This is a genomic window from Pseudoalteromonas sp. McH1-7 (assembly GCF_013366255.1).
Classification (GTDB): domain Bacteria; phylum Pseudomonadota; class Gammaproteobacteria; order Enterobacterales; family Alteromonadaceae; genus Pseudoalteromonas; species Pseudoalteromonas peptidolytica.
Genome location: NZ_JABWPQ010000006.1, coordinates 93,984 through 119,988, shown reverse-complemented (window position 1 = coordinate 119,988; position 26,005 = coordinate 93,984). Strand labels below are relative to the sequence as shown.

The following is a 26,005-nucleotide window of genomic DNA, read 5'->3' as shown; positions in this document are numbered from 1 at the left end:
TATCATGTCTTTATTTTATTTATTCCCAACCATTTCCTTTTATAGACGAATACTCTTCCTGCAAAAGCAACAACTTGTATTTGCTCCTTTAATTGCATTACTTGCTTTACTCAGCGGATGCCAAACTACGCGAAGCAATATCGTCGCTATTCCAAGCCCTGCTGATATGCGCTCTGAAGTGAGCGTTAATGGCCGAGTTAGTACACTGAAGCACATCGATATCCAACACGTTGGTAAACAAATTCCGCTCACTTATAGCGAAGGAAAAATAGCTAACTCGCGGGGATATGACTGGTGGGTGAGTAAACATTTTGCACTCAAAAGTGACCTGCCTGAAGACAAAGTAAAACTTTATTTAGAATTACTTGAAATGTCTTATCCTCATTATGTTGAATTGTTTGGGATGGCACCCGCCGCGATTGATAAGAAGAGAATCGCTGTCGTTTATGGCAGTTCACGCCAACGTACAAAAGAAGCCATGCTGGACGATGGCTTTTTGCGCGGCGTACATAAAACAGCTGGCGGCGAAACGATGTTTTATAACCGTGCAGGGTACAACTTTCCGAGTCATCGCCAGCATCACCAACGCTACATCGTGATCCATGAAACTATGCATGCGTTTCATATGGCACTGAACGGTCACTCAACTTGGGCACCGAATTGGATCACTGAGGGGATGGCTGATGCCATTGCAAGCCACGTATATGATCCAAATAAAAAGCAGTTAACTGTGATGGTTTTTGACCGTGCTCCAATGAATTATCTGCACTTGGGTTTACAGCAGTATTATCAAAATGGCCAGCCATCTTTTGAAGCCATCAATGACGACCCATCGCTCAAACGCGGGCTCAACTTCTTTATCGTACATTTTTTATTGAGCGATCCTGAGCGATATCAATATTTTAAACGCTTTATCGGCAAATTAATGGACGCAAATCCTCACTCTGAAAACACCTTGCCAACTGCCAATGCACTCTTAAAACAGACCTTCCCCGATTGGCCTCAGCTTGAACAGCAGTTTGCAGCGTTTGTGCGCTCTGCCACGCCAAGTTTTTATATTGTCGATGGGCCTTGGGAGCAAAACGGTGCCACATATTGGCTCAGAAATACCGAAAGCAAAACACTTAATCGTCTCGATATTCATCCAAACTTTTCCTCTACACATGCCGTGATGGATTTTCCCGCCCCCGATAAAACACCTTTAATCAACTCACTTGATGAGCATAGTGTTGCAGCACTAATCGACTTAGAACCAGAGCAGAGTAAACGAGGGGAAATTGGCTTTGCGTTAATCGCTGATTTAACAATCGAGAGCTTAGATGCGCGTCTCGGACGCGTTAAACCAAAAGAAATTGATTTTAATAAAGACACTCTACTGCAATTTACCCTTCAAGAAGGGATGAAGTTAACAGTTTCTAGCAATCAAGAGTTATTTCCCGCAAAATCCGTCGCACTGCTGCCGCAATTACGCAACGATATTAAGCTATATCATCAAGTGGCGCTCACGCTTTCAAAGCGGGACGATGCACTGATTATTAAAATGAAAACACAACACCATGAGCAACTGGCTAGGCTACCGTTGATCCAAATTGGTGTTTCAGACCTTAGCTTGCAAAAAATAAGCCTTATTGGCCGAAATAACAATCATAGAATAACGCCGTACTTTGCTGCGCATGACTACTTGATCACGAATGAACAAACCACTAACCCTTGGCACTTTAACGATGCAGCGCTACTTCGCAGAGCCTTTAACACTTGTGTGAAATATAGCGCTCAGTTAAGTGGTTGTATGACCCCACTTCGCGAAATCTTTAACAAACAGAAATCAAGAATAGTCACGGAAACTGAGCATAAAACCCTCAATCGCTTACTGCAGCAATGGCAATCAACACTTGGCGACAATGCGCTCTTTACCCTAAGTGGTATCAACATCCAAAGCTATTTTTCTGACGAAAAGCACTATCTGTACGTCAACAACCCTAGTAATCATCATATGACACTAAGTATGGCTAACTACTCTGAAACTCTGGATTTTGGTGAGCACCGTATTGAATTGCCAACACCAAGCGTTAAAAGCTTAGTGATTCATTGGAACGGATTAACACAACAAAAGCCACTTCTAACGCCAAAGATACCTTTTGATGGTGTTCAAATGAAAGTTAGTGTTCGTGATAATATCACTATCACACTTAACGGCCCCTATTCAGGTGCGTCAAGTGGTGTATTGCGTGTTAATTTTATTCCATTTTACTCATTCAAAAATGATGAGCCACTTTGGCAGCTGCCCGTTACCTTTGCACCTTATGAAAGTAAAACTTTTAGCGTAGATAAGTTACGGGGATTAAAAGATGGCGTACTTAAAATAACCGGTGAGTTTGACGTTGATGGTGAACCACTTCAGTTGACTAAAACCATTAACCTGTAATGCTAACCCCTTGTAGCGAGCAGCGTATGTAAAAACGCTACTCGCTCCGATGAGACGCCATTATATTGAAATCTGAAGCCGAAGTTATAGCGCCGATAATGTACGCTTTACAAACGGAGCTTTGGCTTTGCCATAGTCATCTTGTTGAGCAATACCTTGTGTTATGATTTGCCGCTTTTGTTCCTCATATTCTGAGCGAGCTTTGACATTATCAAGCATGTACGCTTTAAATTGCACCTGCTTGCGATGTTCTTCACTGTCCTGTTCGATAATATGAGCATGAATTTGGAACAGTTCACCTTGAAACCGTACCGCAATATCCTTACGTGGCCTAGTAGGAGGAAATGGTTTGTCACTATGCTGATTTTCAAAGCCAAGCTTGGTTAGATAGGCAACTGCTTTTGTTAATTGACCGGGCTGATACAGCACAGATATATCAATGATCCCTTTACCTGCAACTTTAAACGAGCTTGAGCCAAAGTGTAAAAAACGAAGCTCTGGATGTGCAATTTCCTTTATCACTTCATCAGCGACTTCAATAAATATTTCGCGCCATGGATTAAAGCTTGCTGGCATTAACTTGTATGGTACAAATTCAATGACTGACATACACACTCCTACGTTGCCAAGTTTTGAATCGCAGATATCGCTTTACTCGCATCATCTGCTGGTACAAAGATGTGATCATGATAAAAACCCGCGAAAACATTTGCGCTAACATTGACCTCTTTTAACGCATTTGAGAATGCTGCGGTCAGTCCCACCGCTTCAAGGCTAGAGTGGACTTGTAAAGTGATTTTATTCATCACACATGAATAAGCCAGTTCATGAGCATCTGCGACCGATTGTTTAACAACTAATGTTAGCCCTTCGTGTTCAACAAAAGTGGCGATAGGGTCTAGTGTTAGACACTCGAGCAAAGGTTTGTCTACGGTGCAAAAAACATAAGGTGTGCTATCTAACTGTGGTGCGATCTCTTTCAATAACCGCGAAAGTTCATTAATTCCTGCCACTGTTGTCTCCTGATGTTAAAGTTATACCAATTTTCTTAATTAAGTGGTCTATTTTGAGGCGAGAAAATCTTGTCGATAACTCCGCTACCACGCCCTGCTATCGCCAAGGTACCTACCCCCATGTAGTCAAGGCAAAAACTTTGCTATTTAGTTGTTCTAAATAAGAAATTTTTAACGCTGTTAGCGTCAGGTTTACTCCTTCAAATTGAACAAGTATTAAGTCAAGTTGGTATTAAATCTCGATTCGGTTCAAACGCATCATATCGCGGTAAGCAGTCGTCTAAATCATCCCAATTGGCTTTGGAAGAGACAAAATTATGCGACATTGGGCGTTCATTAATATCTGAATCTACAATGCCAAGGCGGAGCCTAATACGGTTAGGGTCTGCATCGTTTGAACTATAGATTGGGCTTGCGCAGTGTACGCAAAAATGGCGCTTTCGTCCCGGTTTGACTGTATATGCCTTGAGCGAATCTTTACCACTTTGCACTATAAATTCGTCTGCTTTAACAAAGCCGTTGGTTGCATAAGCGGTTCCTGTTGACTTTCGACACAACGAACAGTGACAATGGATGATGTCAGAGATAGCACCACGGATTTCAATTTTTACAGTTTGACACAAGCAGCTCGCTTTGTAGCCCATATTTAATCCTTTTTATTTCTGGTGATCCAAGTATCTAATTGATTTGCGAAATTTTGTTTATCAGATTGAGATAATGGCGGAGGACCTTGTGTTTGTACTCCGCTGGCACGCATAGTATCCATAAAATCACGAATGTTTAAACGTGATTTTATATTTTCTTTGGTTAACAACTCACCGCGAGTGTTTAGCGCAGTGCATTTTTTTTCAATAACCTCATCAGCGAGCGGAATATCACCCGTGATCACAAGATCCCCCTCATTGACACGCTTCACTATTTCATTATCAGCAATATCAAAACCCTTTGGGACTTGTAGTTTCTGAATAAAAGGAGATGGCGGGGTCTTTAGGTACTGATTCGCAACCAAAGTGACAGTGGTAGAAGTACGCACTGCCGCTCGAAATAACATTTCTTTGATAACCACGGGGCAAGCATCAGCGTCAACCCATATTTGTTTTGTCATAGTGACTCTTTTTCAATTTAATGCTGAATACCTTTGACACTCAGCTAACCTATTAATTTGAGCAATGGTTCAAGCCCTTACTTGCACTAAAACCTGATATCTACTCGTCATCAATGTCAAACATGCCTTTGGCATATAGTACACCAAACCCAGACACAATCACATTCGCGCCCGTTACCTCACAAAATAACTCTCCACCACGTTTAGAGAGTTGATGCGCATGAAGATTATATTTTCCGAGTACATCTGCCCAATATGGTGCAAGGCCCGCGTGAATTGAACCCGTAACGGGGTCTTCATCACCACCATTGGCGGGCCAAAAATAACGAGATACAAAGTCAACACTATCGCCTTTTGCAGTAACAACAACATCATGTGGTGCAAGCAGTTTCAACGCTTCACTGTCATATTTACAATCACGTACCTGCTGCTCGTTATCTGCAATAACGAAGTAAGCTTGGCGATTTTTGAGTACTTGAGTGGGTGTTATGCTAATTCCTTTGAGTAGCGCATCTGGTACATCCGCTACAATTGGTGCTAGATTCGGAAATTTCATCACAATTCTACCGTCAGCGGATTGTTGGATGACAAGTGTTCCAACCTCCTGAGTATGAAAGAGTATTTCACCAGAGTTTCCTCTACAGTTAAATAATACATAAGCCGCAGCTAAAGTAGCGTGTCCACAGAAATCAATTTCAGTAATGGGTGAAAACCACCTGATCTCATAATTACTTTTATCTAAAGCCTTAACAAACGCGGTTTCAGACAAGTTATTTTCAGTGGCTATTTGCTGCATCAACTTATCACTAAACCACCGCTCAACCTCTACCACTGCGGCGTTGTTACCTCCAAACCGCTTACGAGTGAAAGCGTCTACCACAAAATACTCGAACCGCATCTGTTACTCCTTTTAGAAATATCTGAAAGTAGGATATAATTTACTCCCATTGGGGACGAATACATAATTAAATGCACTGCTGTTCAGGGATCTATATCAATTAGCTTAATAGAGTTGTCTATGTTGAGGTACAAAAACCTTCGTCTAAAACATCGCTTTTGGATGCCCTCATCATCAAGATATTTATATGCTTTGAATCAAATTTACGCCCTAAGATTGATCATGTATTAAGTCGAAACGGTATAACTAGCCTATCGCAAATCAATACGTGCAGTGCCATAACCGTCTGCTAAAAAGACACTAATACCAACCTATAGTCGAGGCTTATATGTTTACAGATGCTGTTTTATCTATCTTATGTTTATACTCTCTAGCTATGTTGATCACGAGCTTATTAATGATAGCAACAACACCCAAAGACAATGAAGAAAAGCGCAAACAATCAATCACTGAATACACCATGTTCGCACTGGCATCCATCGCCACTTTCTTTGTGTCGTTTTATACCCTGTAGATATAGGTTTTATATACCAGCTCACCGTTGGCAATAAAGTTATTTAGAAAAAATGGGGTTATGCTGGTGGTACCAGTGCTGTTTTAGGTATCAGCTTCGATACCTCTACATCTTTTAAGTCAAGTACATACTCGCCAGTAGAGGCTTTATTGGCGAGTATATTGCGAATATTGACACTGTGGTGATGTGATCAGTGAGGTATAAAACCAAACGCGCTTGATTGCATAACATCAGGTTGATAACGATAAGACACTCTCAATATAGGGCTTGGACTAATTAAATTTGGTGATCTCTAAACCTGCAATCCATTGACCGTCTTGTTCTTGACTGCAACGTATCACGGTAGCATGGGCACTCAAAGGCTGGATCATATCACCACTTGAATCAATAAAAATATCAACAACAGTATTTGCTTCTACAGGGTCTGATATTGTTACAGAAAGGCCAGTAGCACTAAGATCATGACACACTCCTTCGTGTGTTTTTCCGGACTCTAGCTCTCTTAATTGTGCCACCGCATCCACAGACATACGCATAAAGCGACGTTTATCTTCATTGATCATGTGTGCTCCTACACCATTGATTTTATTTTTTCTAATAACGACTGCATCGAAAATGGCTTAACTACGTACGCATCACAGCCGGCATCAAAACCTGCTTTTTGTTCTTTTTCAGATTCTAAGCCTGACACCATCAACACTGGAATGTTCTTCGTCTCTGGCGTGTTTTTCAGCATCCGACATGTATCATAGCCATCAAGCCCAGGCATACATACATCTAATAAAATTGCATCGGGAGGATCTGCAATTGCATTAGATAAACAGCTGGTACCTGAATTGGCATAACTAAGCTCAAACACCCCAGACAATGCGACCTCGAGCATTTCATAATTAAAATACTCGTCGTCAACCACTAACAGGTGCGGCGTATTTTTCCTTTTCTCTCGTGTGGACATAACCAATGCCGCTTCCTTCTCACAATCCAAAACTTTACTTCCTCATATAATAAAGTAACTGTCGTACTCTAAAATGCAAGTTTATATTTCACACTCTTTTATTGCGTTAAGAACACGTTTAGCCGAAATAGGATAAGCGGTTCCTAATGTTTGAGCAAACAAAGACACGCGAAGTTCCTGTTGCATCCAAAAAATATCTTTAAGCGATGGTGGTATCGGGAATCCTGATGGGACTTTTGCTAACTTATCTTGATAAGCCGCCGCTACCTTTTCCAATTCTAGTACACATAACCTATCTCTATTTGGATCTACAGCAAGCTTTTCAAGTCTTTTTTCTATGGCTTTCATATAGCGTAAAATGTCTGCGATTTTTTGTGCCCCGTGTGCTGTTACAAAGCCCTTAAAAACAAGATCAGATAGCTGCGATTTAATATCACCATGCGCAGTGATCATGGTTAAATCAACACGTCCTTTCATGCGTTTATTGATACTATGAGCCACGCTGAGCAGTGATTCAACTTGTTTTGCTATCTCAACAACCGTATCACCTAATTCAGCTCGAATGTATTCTTTAGCCTGTTCAAATGCGTTGTCATCCCGCACCTCACCAAATTCGAGCAACAGCTTATCCACTCCAGCAGCAGTACAGTCGTCTATTAAGTCTTGCACTTTACCAAAAGGATTAAAATATAAGCCAAGCTTTGCCCTATTAGGTAAATGTTGCTGTAAGTACTTCACGGGTGAAGGTACATTAAGCAAGATAAGTCGCCGTACACCAGCCTGATGTGCCGCTTGTGCTTTTGTTTCATTATCAAAAAGTTCTATTGCTGCGCTTTGCTTTTTATCAACCAACGCGGGATATGCTTTAATCTCATAGTTCCCTTGTTTTTTGGTGTACTGCTCTGGCAACTCTCCAAAATTCCACTGCTGAATATCGGTTTGCTCAATCCCCTGTTCGGCGACTTGAGAGAGCGTTTGTGTCACTTGCCCCTGCAACTTGGCCTTAAGCGAACTTAAATCAAAACCGTGAGCGATTACTTTTCCGTGTTCATTCACTACTTGAAACTGCATTTTTAAATGTGGTTCAAGCGAACTTGTATCCCAGTCGGTCAGCGCAACTTTCACTCCAGTCATTTTAAGTAGACGATTTGCAACCGCTTCCAAAAATGGACCTTGCATTACCTCCACAGAGGCAAGCACGGCATCAGCATAGTTTGGCGCGGGAACAAAGTTCCGTCGTAAGGCTTTTGGTAAAGATTTAATCAATCCACATACCAGTTCATGCCTAAGTGCAGGAATATGCCAATCAAAACCCTCATCGTTAATTTGGTTTAGTAACGCCAGTGGTATATTAACCACCACGCCATCAAGCGCTTGGCCAGGATCAAAGTGATAACTTAGCGGCAATATCAAGTTATCTTGTTGCCAAGTATCGGGGTAATCTGTGGCATTAATATGATCCGCACCATGCTTCATTAGCAGTTCTCGGGTCATGTGTAAAAAGCGCTTGTCTTTTTGCTTTTTAACTCGCCACCATTTGTTAAATGCAGCGCGGTTATTCACATCCTGTGGAATTCGGTCATGGTAGAATGCCACTACATCTTCTTCGTCAACCAAAATATCGCGACGCCTAGCTTTGTCTTCAAGTGCTTGCACTTCATCAACTAACTTTTGGTTTGCAGTTAAAAAGCCTTCACTTTGCCCAAGTTGCCCATTGGCTAGGGCTTCTCGAATGAAAATTTCACGGCTAACTACAGGGTCTATCTCGCTATATACTGTGCGCTTACGACCTACGATAATCAAACCGTAGAGAGTTTGTTGTTCAAATGCGATTACTGCACCGGCCTTTTTTTCCCAATGCGGTTCACTATAACTGCGATTAACCAAATGCTTGGCTAAAGGCGCTATCCAGTTCACATCGATTTTTGCATTGACCCGTGCATACAGTTTACTGGTCTCTACCAGCTCTGCCGACATCAACCATTTTGGACTTTTTTTGAATAAACTTGAGCCCGGGAAAATATGAAACTGACTATTGCGCGCCCCTTTAAAGACCTGCTTTTGTTTTTCGTCTTTTACCCCTATATGGCTCAACATACCACTGAGTAAGGCTTGGTGAATAGCTTCATCTGCTGCGGGTGTATTATTGACTTTAAAACTCAGCTCTTCACACACCGTTGTGAGCTGATACACAATGTCTTGCCATTCGCGCACTCGCATATAGGCTAAAAAATCTTTTTGACATTGCTTTCTAAACTGATTTCGGGTTAGCGCTTGTTGCTGGGCTTCAATATAGTTCCAAAGATTAAGATAGGCGACAAAATCAGAGTGCTCGCTCTCAAAACGACTATGCTTTTCGTCTGCTACTGCACGCTTATCCTGCGGCCGCTCACGGGGGTCTTGAATGGACAAAGCCGCAGTGATTACAATAGCCTCCCAAAGTGCGCCATTTTGCGCACCAGACATGACCATTTTGGCAAGTCTGGGGTCTATTGGAAGGCGACTTAGCTTACGCCCAGAATCAGTGAGTTGAGCTTTTTCTCTACGTTTTGCAGGTACAATCGCTTCAAGTTCCTCGAGTAGCGACATACCATCTTTTATATTTCGGCTGTCAGGCGCTTGAACAAATGGAAATTGACTAATATCACCAAGTCCAAGTGCAAGCATTTGCAGGATAACTGACGCAAGATTTGTTCTTAAGATTTCAGGGTCAGTAAACTCTGGGCGGCCAAGAAAATCTTGTTCACTATACAAACGAATACAAATACCTGATGCCACCCGCCCACAGCGACCTTTTCGCTGATTGGCACTGGCTTGAGATACAGCCTCAATCGGTAGGCGCTGAACTTTGGTGCGATAACTATAGCGGCTGATCCGCGCAGTACCAGGATCGATAACATAACGTATACCAGGTACAGTCAAAGACGTTTCTGCCACATTTGTCGATAATACGATACGGCGCTGGCTGTGCGGTGCAAAAATACGATTTTGTTCAGCGTTTGAAAGGCGCGCATAGAGGGGTAATACTTCGACTCCTTTTAAATTACGCTTTGCCAAGGCATCAGCGGTATCACGTATTTCACGTTCCCCGTTCATAAATACCAGAATATCACCTGGCCCTTCTGCACACAGCTCATCAACTGCGTCAAAGATCCCTTGTAGCTGATCGTTCTCTGCTTCGCTATTTTGTGGGTCAATATCTTCGACTGGGCGATATCTTACTTCCACCGGATAGGTTCGACCTGAGACTTCAATAATCGGCGCGTCATTAAAATGTTTGGAGAAACGCTCAGGGTCAATCGTTGCAGAAGTAATAATTACTTTTAAATCTGGGCGTTTAGGCAGGAGCTGTTTTAGATAACCTAAAATAAAGTCAATATTAAGGCTACGCTCGTGCGCTTCATCTATGATGATGGTGTCGTATTGATTTAGGAATCTATCTTGCTGAATTTCAGACAGTAAAATACCATCAGTCATTAATTTTACGTAGGTGTTATCGGAAACTTGATCTGAAAACCGAATTTTAAACCCTACTTCTTGCCCCATTTCACAACCAATCTCCTCTGCAATACGAGTCGATACACTTCTAGCGGCAAGCCTTCTAGGCTGAGTGTGGCCAATGTAACCATCCACACCGCGCCCAAGTTCCAAACAAATTTTTGGTAACTGAGTGGTTTTACCAGATCCGGTTTCACCAGCGACAATCACCACTTGGTGACTAGCAATCGCTGCTTTTATATCTTCTTTCTTTTGACTTACTGGTAACTGTTCAGGGTACTCTACTGCCGGGATATTTGCGCTTCTCGTTACCTTTAGTTGCTGGCTTTTTGCAATTGCTGCTGCGATTTTTGCAATAACCTGCTTTTGTTTTTCTTGATCGGTAATTTTTTTTGCACCATGAAGGCGCTTTTTGAGGACGAAGTGATCCTTTTTAAGACATGAATTTAGCTCTTTAAACAGCGAGTCAACCTGCACTACACGACACCTTGTGATTACATAAAACGCCGTGTAGTTTAGCAAATCAAGTAGGACGAACCCAACTAAATTTCATCAGTACGTCTTATTTTGCGCTAATAAATGTATTACTAAAGACGTTATACGTATCGTTGCCCAGACATATAGGTATCATGTAAGTGTTTATCTATTGCGAGTAATACATTCGCCCGGCTGATCACGCCCAGTAAGCGCTTATCTTCGTCAACAACAGGGTAGATTTTGGGCTTATTACAACTCATCATATCTGCGATTTGCACGATACTATCTTCACAATTTACACATAACGGGTCTTTTGTCATCACATCAGACACAACACTATGAGACTCATTTTGATACGTTGCCTCTAACATTTTTTTAAGGCAATCCTGTTCAGACAAAAAGCCGATGACTCGTCGACTTTCATCGATGACAGGGCCACCAGATTGTCCACTTTGAAGCAGTTTTTCAACTGCAGCCTCTATGCGCATATCTTGATTAAATGTTACAGGTCGATGATTTAAGTAGTCTGCGACTTTTATTGATTGCATTGCCCATCTCCATTAAAACGCCAGCTATCATAGTAATAGTAGTTGGCGTTTTAAGAAGTTGCTTAATCTAATATTGTTTTAGTCGCGATAAATACCTACGTACGTTTCGGTGCTTGAGGATTTACTTGCTCGATACATTCCTACTGTATTAAACGGCATGCTGATATTGCCATTGGGATCTACAATTATCACACCGCCGGTGCCACCAACAGGGTAAAGCGTGTCAAAAATAACCTCTTTGCCTGCTTTTTCTATCGACTTACCCTGATAAGCAACGCGAGCGCAAATATCGGCCGCAACATTATACCGAATAAAATACTCGCCATGGCCCGTTGCAGACACTGCACAGGAGCGGTTATCTGCAAATGTGCCTGCACCAATCACGGGTGAGTCACCTATTCGTCCAAAGCGTTTCGCCGTCATCCCACCTGTCGACGTTCCTGCAGCTAAATTCCCATGCTTATCAAGCGCCACTGCACCGACAGTCCCCATCTTGTATTCGCTCTCTAATTGCTGATGTGCTGCTTGATAGTCTTTCGTGGCGGCTTCTTTCATCTGTAATCGCTTTTTCGCCTTTAAGAGCGACTGGTAACGAGCATCAGTGTCAAAGTAACTATTTTCCACTAACTCAAAATCGCGTCTCTTAGCAAAATCTTCTGCACCATCACCACTTAGCATGACATGTACAGAGTGCTGCATGACTTCTTTTGCCAGATTGATGGGGTTTTTAATGTGCTTTACGCCAGCCACTGCGCCTGCTTGACGGTTACGACCATCCATAATTGATGCGTCTAATTCATGACCTTCATCGTAGGTGTATACGGCACCTTTCCCCGCATTAAAAAATGCAGAGTCTTCAAGAATATTAATGGCTGCCGTTACTGCATCAAGACTTTCTCCACCTTGTGCCAGTACCTTATAGCCAGCCTCAACGGCTTCTTTTAATTTAGCTTTGTATTGTTTTTCTTTTTCCGGCGTGAAGTTACTACGCTCAATTGTGCCCGCCCCGCCATGAATAGCGATTGCAAATGGCTTTGATTGCGCCTCAGCCATCACACCTGTTGTCGTCAACGCTAGCATGAATGCAAACAAAGAAGTTTTATTCATTTTTTTACCTTGGTTCTTTATTGTGCCAACAGCATGTGATGAACTATAGAAGGATGCAAGTATTCACGTTGAAATGTTTGTGCATTATTAAGTTAAAGGTGATTTTTTATAACAATTATCTTAATTAAGTGGTCTATTTTGAGGCGAGAAAATTTTGTCGATAACCCCGCTTTTGCGTCCTGCTCCTGCCGAGGTGCCTATGCCCTGTAAGCAAGGAAAAAGATCAATTCGATTAGTTTTATCGCTTGGAGCATCAAGACTTACAAAGAGCAAAGGTGTGACTGTTAGAGCATAAAAAAAGCGCTTCCTCTGGAAGCGCTTCTATCGAATCATTCTATATCTAAAAGCGTTTAGCTAGCTTCGCGCTGTGCTTTAATACGAGCTAGACGCGCCACTTGATGCGTAGAAGTCAAAAATGCGAAGATCGGAGCTAAATAGCCACGTTTACGTAGCTCTAGGAAATCTTCGTCACCTAACTCATTTAACTTGCGCTCATCTACAAGATAGATACCGTTGATGTCTTTCTTCTCACCACGGATCTCTACAGTTAACGTTTGTTGAACTAAAAGCTCTTTGTCAGCAAGATACTGAGTGAATGCTTCAGTTACACGAGCAAACTCAACGTAGCTTACTAACGCTTCTTTACGACGTGCTAAATACTCAGTCTCTTTACCGTCTTCAAAAAGCGCATTGCCTTCTTCTTCACCAACTAACGGGCTTGCTTCATCAATCACAATACCAAACTGATCTTGCTCTGGGTGCTTAACTAAACCAAACGGGTAACGAGCTGCTGCCATTGGTACAAAGCTACCAGTCCACTTGTCGCCTTCAACAAATAGATTTTCGTTTGGCTGAAGACCAAACATAGCAACCGCTTGAAATTGACCAGTTTCTGAATTTTTAACAAAAGCCATTGGGAATTCAGTCGCTACACGTGCAAATTCGTGTGCAACCACTGGCATTAAGTGCTGAGTTTTAAGGAATTCAACATTCACGCCGTTTTTAACTTTAATGTTAGCGTGCTTCTCGTTGTGTAAAGGCTGCACTTGTTGCTCTGCCATAATACTGCTCCATTATTTTACGTATTTGTTACTTTATTTATTGCCCCTAAGGCTAGCGGTTTTCGGGGCAAATTGGAAGTTAAATATTTATTTAACCTGAGCCTTGAATAAGGAGTGAGCTAACGTTGGGATTGTTAAGACTCGCTATATTTAGCTCTCTACCTAATTAAAAAGTTGTATTGTTGCGACCGTCATCTTCTTTTTCTACTAAATATGCAACTTGTTTATTAAGACCATAAAAGGTATCGACTCGAAGTTAAGAATTGGTTGTAAACTCATATTGGTAAGCATCAATACAGGCAATAAAAGAACTCGCTATTAAACGCAAATACGATGTTAATACACGCATACAGGTGCTACCCATAAAGCTCTTCACATTACAGTGTCCCTGCTGGTGTTGAAAATGATTAACAACATAACACGAATAAATCACCTTCCCAATTTAAAAAACATTAACCACATACATATCGAACCTCATTGATGAACAATATTCAACCAAAAAAGACGAACAAAAAAACAACAACCTTAATAATCATTAGGTTACTAAATACACATAAAATAACAACTTGAAAAAACCGAATAACATATTGACACCAATAATTCACATATTAAAAATAACGTATCCAATTTCGGTGCTAACTTTTGCGACGATTGCAAATTCAAAGGAATATAAAAATGAAAGATTGGAGACCAGGGATCAGCGTTATTATTCCCACTTATAACCGCAGCCAATTATTACAACTCACATTACAGAGTTTAGAAAGACAAACTCTTAGTAACGTTTTCTTTGAAGTTATCGTGGTAGATGACGGCTCGAACGATAATACAAAAGACATTGTTGACTCATACACAGATAAGCTACCGATACATTACTACTTTCAAAGTGATCAAGGATTTAGGGTTGCTCGAGCACGAAATATCGGCATATTAGCGGCGCAATTTGAGCATGTATTATTTTTGGACTCAGGTGTCATTGCAGAAGCATCATGTTTAGCCCAACATTTGAAGCAATACCAGTCGAGTAACATTGATGTATTAATTGGACTGTGCTTTGGGTTTGAAGAACTCGAAGAGTCCAGTATACGGGCTTTTAAGCATCGCTTATCCAATAATAATATTTTTGCTGATCACACTTTTTTAGACCAATTTCAAGATTGTCGCGCCCCTTACTTACACACTCATGGGTTGTCACTACAGTATATCGCTGAACCTTGGCTTATCTTTTGGACTTGTCACGCGTCGTGCAAAACACAAGCGCTTTTTGACATCGAAGGCTTTGATGAATATTTCACAAGCTGGGGGGGTGAAGATGTTGAATTAGCACTTAGGCTCCACGGTATAGGTGCTAAATTTGAGCTCATCACTGATGCAAAAGCAATTCATTACCCACACCCTAAAGTAAAAGCTGATACCTATAAAAGTGCAAAAAAAAATATCAACTATATTCACGACAAACACTGTTCGGTTGCAACGTACCTACTACAACAAGGAATGAGTTGGCAAGACATACTAACCGCCCACACTCGCCCCAATGATGCGCTGAAGGGTATTTTATTCAGCCAAGCCCATGCCACATCATTTAGCCAAGCCATGTAAACACCACCGTATTTTGGAGTAATAACAATGAACAACAATCAAGCTGCAACTATGCCAAGCAATGACATCGCTGTCATCGGTGTTTCATGCCGGCTCCCCGGAGACAACAATGCACCTTCTGACTTTCATCAGTTTTTATTGGCTGGCGGTAATGGCATCACCGAAATACCAAAAGAGCGCTGGGATATTAGTGCCTATTATGACAGCGATCGTGAAAAGTCAGGGAAAATGTATGTAAAAAATGGTGGATTCTTATCTGGTTTATCATTATTCGACGCCCCATTTTTTGGCATTTCACCAAAAGAAGCCCCATATATTGACCCTCAACAACGCTGGGTACTTGAAGCAACTTACGAAGCGCTAGAAAACGCAGGGCTAGACATCGAACAATTAAAAGGCAGTGACACCAGCGTATTCATGGGGCAATTTATGCACGACTTTGAGCAACTGCAAACTGCAAGCTGCGCACATGATTACGTTTCAAGTCACTCAGCAACGGGCTCATCGATGACGCTGACGGCAAACCGAGTGTCTTATTGTTTTGATTTCCATGGTACTAGCTTAACTCTCGATACCGCCTGCTCCTCATCACTCGTAGCGCTTGATTTAGCATGTAAGGCAATCCTAAACGGAGATAGCCGTATAGCACTTGCCGGTGGCGTCAATCTGCTGCTTAGACCTGAAATGACAATGTCCATTTGCAAAGCTTCTATGCTTTCACCTGATGGCTTATGTAAAAGTTTTTCGAGTGACGCGAATGGCTATGTTCGAAGTGAAGGCGTTGCAGTCGTGGTATTAAAAAAACTCGCGGATGCAATCAATGATCATGATCCAATCCTAGCTGTTATTAAGGCAAGTGGCACGAATCAAGACGGGCAAACAAATGGGATCACAGTACCAAATGGTCTAGCGCAGCAGCGTTTGTTATCAAAAACATTAGAATTTGCAGGTTTGAGTGGCCAGGATATTGATTATGCCGAAGCACATGGCACTGGCACAGCTGTGGGTGATCCTATCGAGGTCAATGCTTTGGGTAGTGTTTTGGGCATTCGAGATAACAAGTTAATGCCATGCCTAATAGGTTCAGTTAAAAGTAATATCGGCCATACAGAGCCCACCGCAGGATTAGCTGGCTTAATTAAAACAATTAATGCAATGAATAGCGGTGTAATCCCAAAAACACTGCACTGTCACACCATAAATCCAGACATCAATGAGGCACAGTTAAATATAAAAGTAGTCACGGAAAATACGCCTTGGCCTGATAGAGCCGACGATACACCTCGGCGTGCAATTGTGAATTCATTTGGATTTGGTGGAACAAATGCAAATGTAGTGGTAGAGCAAGCAACTCTAACCCATACCTCAAACCCCGATCATGCAGGTGTGCTACAACTTTTTGTTAGTGCAAAGTCGGCAGCGGCATTGACAGCGCAAGTCTCAGCGTATTTAGACTATTTAGCGCCTTTAGCAACCCATGAGCTCCCCGACTTCTGCCGTAACTCGGTACTATTGCGCACCGCTTTTAAAAACAGAGTGGTATTCACAGCCAAAGATAAGCAGACTTTGATGGCACAACTTGAAGACTTCATTTTCGAGCGCCCCAATAAAGTCTTTCAAAGTGCAACTTCTCAGCAGAGCGCATCATCTCCTACTGCTTTGGTTTTTTCCGGTATGGGAACTACTTGGCAAACGATGGGCAAAGCCCTGTATTGCAGCAGCAAAATATTTAAACAAGAGATAGATAAAGTTGATAGCGCATTGCAGCACTATGTGTCGTGGTCATTGATCGATAAAATGCACAATGGCGGTGACGAGATCCATGAAACCCAGTATGCACAACCTGCAATATTTGCCTGTCAAATCGCTTTGTTTCAATTGTTAACTTCATACGGTATCAAAGCCGATGCCATCGTTGGCCATAGCGCCGGTGAAGTTGCCGCAAGCTATTGCGCTGGAGTGTACAGCTTCGAAGACGCTATTCGCATCATCTACCATCGTAGTCGGCTACAGCAAACGACCACAGGTGAGGGAAAGATGCTGGCAGTTGGGATTTCGCAAGCACAAGCACAAACGCTTTGTAACGAATATCCAAACAAAGTCTCTATCGCAGCTATCAATAGTAGCACCGCCGTCACACTTGCTGGTGATACCGACACACTTAGTGAAATTGCAGCACAGTTAGATGCCGAGGGCGAGTTTGCAAAGTTTCTCAATGTTGACGTGCCCTATCATAGCCCTGTTATGGATAAGCTAGAGCAACCGTTGTTAGATGCTTTAGCCCTTCTGTCTCCATCTGAGCCGAGCATTGCACTGTATTCCACAGTGACAGGCTCACTTACCCAACAGCAAGATTGGCACGCTGAGTACTGGCCGAAGAACGTCCGCGAACCTGTTTATTTTGAAAAAGCGATAAATACACTGCTTGATAACGGAGTAAGAAACTTTATTGAAATAAGCCCTCACGCCGTGCTCTGTAACGTGATCAAGCAAGTTGCTTCAGACCTTTCTGTGTTCACCACACCGCTTATCCTTCGAAATGAAGACGATGAAGTCCAGTTTGCAGCCGCATTAGGCGCATTAGCGGTATCTGGTTTGTTAGCTCCTAAGCTGGCACTCAACGCAATAAACTGCTTTCCAAATCACACTATCAAGCTTCCTAATTATCAATGGCAGCACCAATCATACTGGCTTGAACATCCTGATGTTCAACTCGCACGGGTTGAAAACAAACAAAAACGCGATGCTTTTTCTGACTTCTGTTTACCCACACTGGGTCAACAGTTACTCAGTCATCAACCCATTTTCCAAATCAAAGTTAACGTGAAAAAACAGCCATATTGGTCAGGTCACCAAGTTGGTACTGAGGTGATTTATCCTGGTGCAGCCTATGTTGAAGCGGCACTACAATTTGCCCGCACGCAACAGCCAGAGCCACATGCTCAGTTCACGCTCTGCGACATTGAATTTAATCGGCCTCTGTATCTTGGCGATGAAGATATTACCATAGAGACTCGCTACCATACTCAAAACGGGACAATTTCATTGTCTAGTTTAGAGGCTGATACTTGGCATCAACAATCCCGCTTTACCTTAGATACGCATGAAAGAGGCTGCCATCAAGGTGACACTTTAAGCGACACTATACAACAATTTCCACAAGCTATAAGTAAGGCCGACTTCTACGCCCATTGCCACCAGCTTGATATGAATTACCAAGCGCAATTTCAAAGTGTACTACAGTGCTGGAAGTCATCATCACAAGTCATCGTCGAAATACACTGTGAGTCTCAAGATGACTCACAAGTTATGCTAAGCCCAATGTTACTTGATGGCGCTTTTCAGAGCTTTTTTCAACTTGTTAATAAGTCCTACTTACCGGTTAAAATCAGCGAGTTTACCTTTTACAAAAAGCCCACAAATCGTTGCTTTTCAGTGCTTGACATTACCCTTCTCAGCGATCCAATTTGCATTGGCGATCTCCATATTTATACTTTGGACGGCCAGCTCTGTGTTGCCATTAAAGGGATTGAGTTAAAACCTAATACTCAACATCAATTAGACTCATTAAAGGAGCTCAAATATCATTACAATTGGCAACACGCTCCAGTAACGCAGGATGCAGGAGATACTCAGCCAAATACCGTGAGTATTTTAGCTGAAAATACTGATTTCTCGGCTCTTCACGTTCTTAAAAATAACTCAGTGGTGCATATCACGTCAGATGATGACTCAGCGTCACTCATTGAAAAACTACAACCCTATCTCAGTCACACTGAGCGCTTGATTGTTGATGTTCGTCATTTAGCAAATATAGAAATGCGCCATGGTAGCCTCTCACAAACGGTTATTGAACGTGCTTTAGTTGCGCCACTTCATTATTTTCAAGCTATCCAAGCTGTCAATTGGGGTAAGTCATTAGAAATCGTGATTATCACCAAACATTCACAAGGTGCTGGAGACACAGAAATTAACCCGCTGCAAAGCGCAATATGGGGTATGCTGAGAGTATTTTCTACAGAAAACCAACAATTTAAAGTAACCTTACTCGATATTGACGCTAAGCCTTCTAGTGCTGAAACACTTAAGCAACTGCTCCTCGCACAACAACTGAACGATACGGAAATGGCTATCCGTCATGGCGATGTTTTCGTACAAAAACTTGCCCACTTAAGCTCCGAGGCCTGCACTGAGTCAAAAGATTTCACCATTTCCACAACGCCCACCGGCCATTACCAGTGGCTCATGGATGACAACTGTTGGGTGGCTTATGCACAAAAGAATGATGACAAAGCCATCACCCCCGTCCGTGCGGTATCAATTAGTCGAGCAGCATTAAGCAATAGACCAAGCTGCTTTATTTATCAGCTTGCGGATCACACAAAACCTAAGCTTGTATTCGCCAATGCTGGTGTAACCAATTATATCGATGACGCTTTGCCGTTTGTGTCACTGCCTGACATAAGTGCGACATGGTTAACTGAGCACTTAGCTGTATTACACCGAGCTTTGGCGTTAGTGCAAACACTGCTTACACAAACCACTGCTGTCAGCTTTTTTAATCCGTCCACCATTGAAAGCTTTGTCGCGATATCTTGTTTAAAGATCGCAGGGCGCGTTGTGCATGTTATTGACTCCACAGACAAGAGTGAGACAACTGAATCAATTGCAACTTTAGTGCTAGATCCGGCCACGAGCATACCAAATTCGATACAGGCGAGACTATGTTATGGTGCCCATATCATCTGTATCACTCCTCCACCAACAACACAGTTAAGTCATGATGACTATACTTTTATCAAGCCAACCATACAGTTAGATAACAGCCAATCTATCCACGCACTACATGGACTGACAGTACAAATCGTTGAATTGCTCAACAATGATGACCGAGTACTGAAACAACCCTCAGACTGCATTTCTGTTAATGCCCTGCCGACTGAGCTAGCAGCGGAATATTTGTCAGTTAAGTTCGACACATTACCGACTTTTGCACGTAAGCGGCATACACCGTCAGAGCAATTTGATAAGAGCAGTTATCTAGTTACTGGAGGGCAAGGAGGGATTGGTCTTGAGATTGTGAACTGGTTATACGAAAAAGGGGCAAAGCATATTTTTGTTTCAGGTAGAAGCGCCCTTAGCGATAGCCTAAACGACACAATCCAAAAAGCTGCACTGTCGGGGTGTATTATTCAATACATTCAAGCTGATATTAGCCAGTACGACGATGTCGTAAAAGTCATCGAGCATATTGCGCATTCAGGTGCGCCACTAAAAGGAGTTTTCCATGCCGCTGGTGTCTTAAAAGATGCAACATTTTCATCCCAAAGTGCAGAACACATGTATTCAGTGCTGGCACCAAAAGTTAATGGTGCATGGTATTTACACCTTGCCACTCACGCCCTGTCATTAGACTACTTTGTTTGTTTTTCTTCTATCGCTGCTATTGTTGGCTGGGCGGGACAAGCAAACTATGCGGCTGCGAATGCCTTTATGGATGGCTTGTGTATCGCAAGAAGACAGCAAGGAAAGTCTGCGCTTAGCTTAAACTGGGGTCCTTGGTTAGAGGCGGGAATGGCGGCACAACTTTCTGAATTAGAACAGCAAGCAATGCAACAAGCTGGCATGTATCCACTCACCTCAAAAGAAGGGATCGAAGAGCTAGAACGCACAATATCCAGTGCGATGTCGCAAATTGGTATTTTTAAAGTTGATTGGCAAGATGCCAAACTGGCGACTGGCAGCACAGTGTTTTCACACTTTCAGACATCAACACCAGAGCAAAACGAAGATCCCATCAAAACCCAATTACACGCTGCAAATTCAGCGGCTCGACAAACATTAATTGAAAGTCGGATAAAGTGTGATTTAGCTACTGTACTTGGGCTACAAGACGCAAATAACATTGAGAGTAGTGCTAGCGTGTTCGACTACGGTCTTAACTCGTTAATGGCAATCGAACTTAAGCAAAGATTACAAGCACTTTGTGATGATCCGTTACCCGCTTCTTTAGTTATGAAGCATGACTCGGTGGCAAAACTGACCAACTTTATTACCACGCTTTACAATGAGCAGCTGTCAGCTATCGATACCGTTACCGATGAGCAAGTTGTAAAGGTCATGTTGTAATGGAACAGTTAATTGAAAAATGCCGTACACTTGGGATTTCATTTTCGCTAAGTGCTGATGAGCAACTTGAGTTACACGCCAAAACTCAACCAAGCGCCGCACTCATTGACGAAATAAAGGCTGAGAAGCAAAACCTTATCTCACTAATTAAGCGTAATAAGCTAAAACAACTGATACAACAGCTGGCGCAGCCTATCTCGTCAAACCATGCTGTTAAACAAGCTGAGGTGTCGTTTCAGCAACAGCGTATGTGGCTGGCAGACTCCCTGCGCGAAGGCGCTACTGAGTATCATCTTACTAAAATATTTGCGCTCAAAGGCGCGCTGAACCAAGTAGCTTTTGAACAGGCGCTGAGGCAAGTTATTGATTGTAATAGTGCGCTCACGACACAATATGAAAAAACAGAGAATACCATAGTGCAACGTCAAGCACCTGCCAGTGCTGACGTCTATCGCCTGCACTTGTGTACAAAATTAAGTGAAGAGGCAATATTTAGCGCAATTCAACAGCGTGTAGAGACCCCCTTTGATTTGCGCCACCAAAGCCCTATTCGTGTCGAAGTTTTTCAAAAAGCTCCTCACGCCTATTACTTTGTGTTTGTGATCCACCATATTGCTGCTGATGGTTGGTCTATTGCACTATTTTGTCAGCAAGTAGCAAAACGATACGAACAATTAATTGATGGGACAGCTTACAAGCCACAGCCGGAGTCAATCAGCTACATTGACTATGCAAGGTGGCAGCGAGCGATATTAACACCAAAGCAGTTAGACTTACTTAGCCAGTGGTGGCAAAAAAAGCTTGAAGGCTGTGCCACGAATGTCACTTTTCCTTGCGATAACAGTCGGCCACTTCACTCTGATCTTCGCGCACATTTTTATACCAGCTCAATAAAGAGAAGTCAGCTTTCAAGTATAAAAGCATTTGCCAAAGCACATGCTTGTACGCCATTTACCGTGGTTTATAGCGTATTTAATGTGCTACTGGCGTTTTACAGTAACGAGTCCGATATTGTCATCGGTACACCCGTTGCCAATCGCGATCATGCTCAATTACAAACACTCATTGGGTTTATCGCCAATACAGTTGTCATGAGACAGCATATTGACTTTAATAAATGTTTTGCTGAGTTGCTGGAGGAAGCAAAACTTCAGACCACAGATGCTTTTGAACACGCCCACCTGCCATTTGAAGTGTTATTGGAGAAGCTACCCATTACTAGGCATCACAATCAGCCTCCTCTATTTAATGTTTTCCTTGCTATGCACAATATGAAGCCGATTGTGCCCACGCTAAAAAATATAGAAATCACCCCAACAAAGACACAATTTCGCAAAGCAAAATTTGACTTAACATTGGATATTTTTGAGCAGCCAGATTCTTTGCTGTTGGAATGGGAATATGCGTGTGATTTATATCATCATCAAACCATCAAACGGCTCGCCGAGAATTTTTCTAATGTTTTAGATACTTTACTTCAAAACGCGACGCAACCTATGTCTGCTATCACACTTATCGCGCCGCAGCAGCAAGCAACTCTGCAACAGGCTTGGCAAGGTGTACAGCGAGATTATAGCCACCGCGATATTTTACCTTTTGCGCTACAGCAATCCTTTGCTCGCCACAAAGATAAAATAGCCATAGTCGACCAATCTGGAGCATACAGTTATCAAATGCTGCAAGCGCTTGTTAAGCAATATTCAGCACTTATCCAAACCCAGTCGCTCGAGGCAAACTGCTTTATTGGTGTATATTGTCATCGTTCAGTACACATGGTTGCTGCCATGTTGGCCATTTTACATAGCGGTCATGCGTATCTACCATTAGACCCTAACTACCCCACCGCCAGAATTGCCCATATGGTAGACGATTCGGATACGCAACTCATCTTGTGCGATCCCGTATTGTTAGAACATTGCCAATCATTCGATGTCACCGTGCAATGCTTGCAGGCAAATTTTGATGTCAATACTGAAAAAAACCTGCCTGCAGTAGGTATTACGGCCAACTCTCTCGCATATATCATCTATACCTCAGGCTCTACTGGCAAACCAAAAGGCGTAACAATATCTCATTTTGCATTACGAAATTTTTTATACGCAATGCAAGAAACATTTGCGCTTGATGAACACACATCAGCCCTAGCAATCACTTCAATTTCCTTTGATATTCATGTGTTGGAACTATATTTACCACTGCTCGTAGGTGGTACCGTGCACTTGGCCACCAACGCTCAAAGCAAAGATCCGCAGCAGCTACAGTCATTAATCAATCGTGCAGGGGTTAACTTTATTCAAGCGACTCCTTCTTCACTAAATATGCTTAAAAGTTTTAATGTGCAATTGCATGAAAACACGACAGTATTAAGTGGTGGAGAAGCACTTCCCTTGGAGTTAAAACAGTACCTGAACATACAGGCTGTTGCTTTGTGGAATATGTACGGGCCGACAGAAACTACGGTGTGGTCTTCAGTTGCATCATTAGGTCATGATGACGACATCCACCTAGGCAAACCGATAGCCAATACACAATTCTATGTTGTTAATCAGCAGCTACAGCTTGTACCACGAGGTGTTACCGGAGAATTATTGATTGCTGGTGATGGTCTCGCTAATGGCTATTTGAACCAAGCTCAGCAAACCTCTGATAAGTTTATCTCATTTGCTCACGATCAGGGTCACATTAGTGCCTACAAAACAGGAGATTTAGTCAAGATAGATAGCTGCGACAGATTAATATATCAAGGACGTATCGACCAACAAATTAAGCTAAATGGTTTTAGAATAGAGATCTCAGAGATTGAGAATACGATTTCTCAATACCCTGATATTGATGCGGCTGCTATCGTGTTAAGCCAAACAGAAAAACTCTCTGCTTTTATCGTTTTGAAGCCAAACACAGAGATAAACCTCGTCGCGTTACGCCAATATATCGCAGAGCGACTACCCTACTTTATGCAACCTGCTGAAATCACAACACTACCTCAGTTGCCACTGACCCCGAACGGCAAAACGGATAAACTTGCTCTGACCAAGCAAAGTAAATACGAGAATCACGAGCAAACTACACAAGGTACGATTCAACACTATCCAAAAGTGCTCGTACAGCTTTGGCAACGTAAGCTAAACGTTGATGTTTTTGATCCGTTTAAGTCATTTTTTGAGCTTGGGGGTAACTCAATTCAAGTGATTGACTTAATTGCAAGCATCAATCATACGTTAGGGATCTCTATTACAATAAAAGCGTTTATCCAAAACCCTTGCTTAGATCACATGGCCGACCTTGTCGAGCAAACCCAGTCTGAGCATTTAGTGACTCTAGATTTGCGCCTTGATGAGCACCATTATCAAGATGAGGAAATTATCCCACTCCCCAGTTTACCAAATCGTCAATATTTACTCGCGATGGGGGGAGAGCATCACCTATGGGTTGTCAATCACTCTATGGCACTTGTGGATGAAGATAACAGACTAACCTTTGATTTGCTCAATCGCGCAATTACTCTACTTATCTCCCACCACCCTGCATTTAGAACAAGGTTTGATGTCAAAAAAAGTAACGAATATATTGAAAGTGTAAAGGTCACCCTATCTCAAAAAATTTGCTTTGATCTATCCCATTTAGCGCTTGATCAAGTCGCGGCCTTTATCACAAAAGAAGTACAAACAATCCGTTTAACATCAAGCTTATTAAGATTATTTTATGTTAAGAAAGGTAACAGTGTATTTGTTACACTGTCACTACATCATTTGATTTTTGATGGCTTTAGTATGGAGGTTTTAGCACGACACTTAGAACGTATTATCACCGCCTTAAAAGCTGGAGCCACAACATGCCAGCTCCAAAAAGATCGTTATATCGACTTTGCTAATGCGTATTATGACTATTTTAGTCAACCCTTTAGTTCGGGTAAGTGGCAAGCCGATATTGCCTTTTGGCAGCAGGCCGCAAAGCAGCAAAGCGACAGGCTATTCCCTGTAGAGCAAGTGATGAAAGCCAATCAAGGAGATGCTCAGCGCCATACTGTCTCTACGCTCCCTAAAGGGCTCAGTGCACAAATTAGTGCTAGCGCGAAACAACTTGGAATTTCACAATCCACTATACACACAGCCGCTCTGGCAAACGCGCTGAAAACAACTTTCGAGCTTAACGAAGTTGCCATTGAGCTTTCTCAATTCAATCGCTTCAACCAGTACCTTGGTGTTTCTGCCGAAGCTATCGTGGGCTACTTAATTTCACCGGTGAATTTGCTTCTTGAATCATGCGCATTCGAGTCAATACACAGTACCGCTGTGCATATCGATACCTTTTTGGCATCTGCCCCTCACAACGCGACTGGATACTACGCATTGTCGCACTTAAATCCAGATGACAAAGTCAAATCAGCACTACCAGTATTACAACCTGCTGATTTTAGTTTCAATTACCAAGGTGAACTAAACACCTCAAGTAACCCCCATACTGTCACCAAGCTAGAAGATTGGCACACCAAGCTCAAGCACACAATTCCATTTGTTGTATCTGACGAAACAATGTCAAGCCCTTACAGTTTGTACATATCAACTTATTTCGAGCAAGGCCAGCAACATGTATTTGTCGGTTACAGCGCACTGCTATTTAACGAACAACAAATAACAACACTTATAGAAAAATATATAAACAATCTAAAAGGAATGTAG

15 protein-coding genes are annotated in these 26,005 nt (G+C 42.3%); 4 read left to right on the top strand and 11 right to left on the bottom strand.

From position 1 onward, the window contains the following. Positions 1–4: 4 nt before the first annotated feature. Positions 5–2,425, top strand: coding sequence for a hypothetical protein (locus HUZ36_RS06220; protein WP_176032369.1), 2,421 nt, complete (start codon positions 5–7; stop codon positions 2,423–2,425). An 84-nt stretch (positions 2,426–2,509) separates the two neighbouring features. Here HUZ36_RS06220 and HUZ36_RS06215 read toward each other — a convergent pair whose 3' ends face one another. From HUZ36_RS06215 to HUZ36_RS06160, 11 genes are all read right to left on the bottom strand, one after another. Then, entirely contained in the window at positions 2,510–3,034 is a 525-nt protein-coding gene (locus tag HUZ36_RS06215) for a GrpB family protein (protein WP_128732203.1), read from the bottom strand. 8 nt (positions 3,035–3,042) lie between these two features. Further along, positions 3,043–3,438 (bottom strand): ACT domain-containing protein, encoded by a 396-nt coding sequence (locus HUZ36_RS06210; RefSeq protein ID WP_176032368.1) that lies wholly within the window; start codon positions 3,436–3,438, stop codon positions 3,043–3,045. A 221-nt stretch (positions 3,439–3,659) separates the two neighbouring features. Continuing rightward, positions 3,660–4,082, bottom strand: a complete 423-nt coding sequence (locus tag HUZ36_RS06205) for a GFA family protein (RefSeq protein ID WP_128732205.1) — start codon at positions 4,080–4,082, stop codon at positions 3,660–3,662. Positions 4,083–4,084: 2 nt separating this feature from the next. Further along, positions 4,085–4,543 carry a YaiI/YqxD family protein gene (locus HUZ36_RS06200; protein ID WP_128732206.1) on the bottom strand — a complete coding sequence of 153 codons (459 nt, stop codon included), beginning with the start codon at positions 4,541–4,543 and terminating at the stop codon, positions 4,085–4,087. Between the two features lie 100 nt (positions 4,544–4,643). Beyond that, positions 4,644–5,441, bottom strand: coding sequence for a PhzF family phenazine biosynthesis protein (locus tag HUZ36_RS06195; protein WP_176032367.1), 798 nt, complete (start codon positions 5,439–5,441; stop codon positions 4,644–4,646). Between the two features lie 786 nt (positions 5,442–6,227). After that, positions 6,228–6,518, bottom strand: coding sequence for a PilZ domain-containing protein (locus HUZ36_RS06185; RefSeq protein WP_128732724.1), 291 nt, complete (start codon positions 6,516–6,518; stop codon positions 6,228–6,230). Between the two features lie 8 nt (positions 6,519–6,526). Continuing rightward, positions 6,527–6,910 (bottom strand): response regulator, encoded by a 384-nt coding sequence (locus HUZ36_RS06180; RefSeq protein WP_125253912.1) that lies wholly within the window; start codon positions 6,908–6,910, stop codon positions 6,527–6,529. Positions 6,911–6,991: 81 nt separating this feature from the next. Beyond that, positions 6,992–10,885: an ATP-dependent RNA helicase HrpA gene (gene hrpA, locus HUZ36_RS06175; protein ID WP_176032366.1), complete on the bottom strand. Its 3,894-nt coding sequence runs from the start codon at positions 10,883–10,885 to the stop codon at positions 6,992–6,994. Between the two features lie 119 nt (positions 10,886–11,004). Continuing rightward, the gene (locus tag HUZ36_RS06170; RefSeq protein WP_125253897.1) at positions 11,005–11,433 is read right to left on the bottom strand and encodes a CBS domain-containing protein; all 429 of its coding nucleotides are present in this window, start codon (positions 11,431–11,433) and stop codon (positions 11,005–11,007) included. Between the two features lie 78 nt (positions 11,434–11,511). Continuing rightward, the gene (locus tag HUZ36_RS06165) at positions 11,512–12,540 is read right to left on the bottom strand and encodes an isoaspartyl peptidase/L-asparaginase family protein (RefSeq protein ID WP_176032365.1); all 1,029 of its coding nucleotides are present in this window, start codon (positions 12,538–12,540) and stop codon (positions 11,512–11,514) included. 350 nt (positions 12,541–12,890) lie between these two features. Then, positions 12,891–13,601: a SapC family protein gene (locus HUZ36_RS06160; protein WP_125253895.1), complete on the bottom strand. Its 711-nt coding sequence runs from the start codon at positions 13,599–13,601 to the stop codon at positions 12,891–12,893. Between the two features lie 675 nt (positions 13,602–14,276). On the opposite strand from HUZ36_RS06160, the gene HUZ36_RS06155 reads away from it, so the two are divergent. The 3 genes from HUZ36_RS06155 to HUZ36_RS06145 are packed head-to-tail and all read left to right on the top strand — an operon-like array spanning position 14,277 to position 26,005. After that, positions 14,277–15,197 (top strand): glycosyltransferase, encoded by a 921-nt coding sequence (locus HUZ36_RS06155; RefSeq protein WP_176032364.1) that lies wholly within the window; start codon positions 14,277–14,279, stop codon positions 15,195–15,197. 27 nt (positions 15,198–15,224) lie between these two features. Continuing rightward, complete coding sequence (locus HUZ36_RS06150) at positions 15,225–21,326, top strand: type I polyketide synthase (protein ID WP_176032363.1); 6,102 nt, start codon at positions 15,225–15,227, stop codon at positions 21,324–21,326. Continuing rightward, complete coding sequence (locus HUZ36_RS06145) at positions 21,326–26,005, top strand: non-ribosomal peptide synthetase (RefSeq protein ID WP_176032362.1); 4,680 nt, start codon at positions 21,326–21,328, stop codon at positions 26,003–26,005. The genes HUZ36_RS06150 and HUZ36_RS06145 overlap by 1 nt, the downstream gene beginning before the upstream one ends.

Coding starts and splice junctions, on each gene's coding strand:
- HUZ36_RS06185 (WP_128732724.1), bottom strand. CDS start 6,518: ATGATCAATGAAGATAAACGTCGCTTTATGCGTATGTCTGTGGATGCG.
- HUZ36_RS06170 (WP_125253897.1), bottom strand. CDS start 11,433: ATGCAATCAATAAAAGTCGCAGACTACTTAAATCATCGACCTGTAACA.
- HUZ36_RS06220 (WP_176032369.1), top strand. CDS start 5: ATGTCTTTATTTTATTTATTCCCAACCATTTCCTTTTATAGACGAATA.
- HUZ36_RS06145 (WP_176032362.1), top strand. CDS start 21,326: ATGGAACAGTTAATTGAAAAATGCCGTACACTTGGGATTTCATTTTCG.
- HUZ36_RS06160 (WP_125253895.1), bottom strand. CDS start 13,601: ATGGCAGAGCAACAAGTGCAGCCTTTACACAACGAGAAGCACGCTAAC.
- HUZ36_RS06155 (WP_176032364.1), top strand. CDS start 14,277: ATGAAAGATTGGAGACCAGGGATCAGCGTTATTATTCCCACTTATAAC.
- HUZ36_RS06215 (WP_128732203.1), bottom strand. CDS start 3,034: ATGTCAGTCATTGAATTTGTACCATACAAGTTAATGCCAGCAAGCTTT.
- HUZ36_RS06165 (WP_176032365.1), bottom strand. CDS start 12,540: ATGAATAAAACTTCTTTGTTTGCATTCATGCTAGCGTTGACGACAACA.
- HUZ36_RS06150 (WP_176032363.1), top strand. CDS start 15,225: ATGAACAACAATCAAGCTGCAACTATGCCAAGCAATGACATCGCTGTC.
- HUZ36_RS06200 (WP_128732206.1), bottom strand. CDS start 4,543: ATGACAAAACAAATATGGGTTGACGCTGATGCTTGCCCCGTGGTTATC.
- HUZ36_RS06180 (WP_125253912.1), bottom strand. CDS start 6,910: ATGTCCACACGAGAGAAAAGGAAAAATACGCCGCACCTGTTAGTGGTT.
- HUZ36_RS06195 (WP_176032367.1), bottom strand. CDS start 5,441: ATGCGGTTCGAGTATTTTGTGGTAGACGCTTTCACTCGTAAGCGGTTT.
- HUZ36_RS06205 (WP_128732205.1), bottom strand. CDS start 4,082: ATGGGCTACAAAGCGAGCTGCTTGTGTCAAACTGTAAAAATTGAAATC.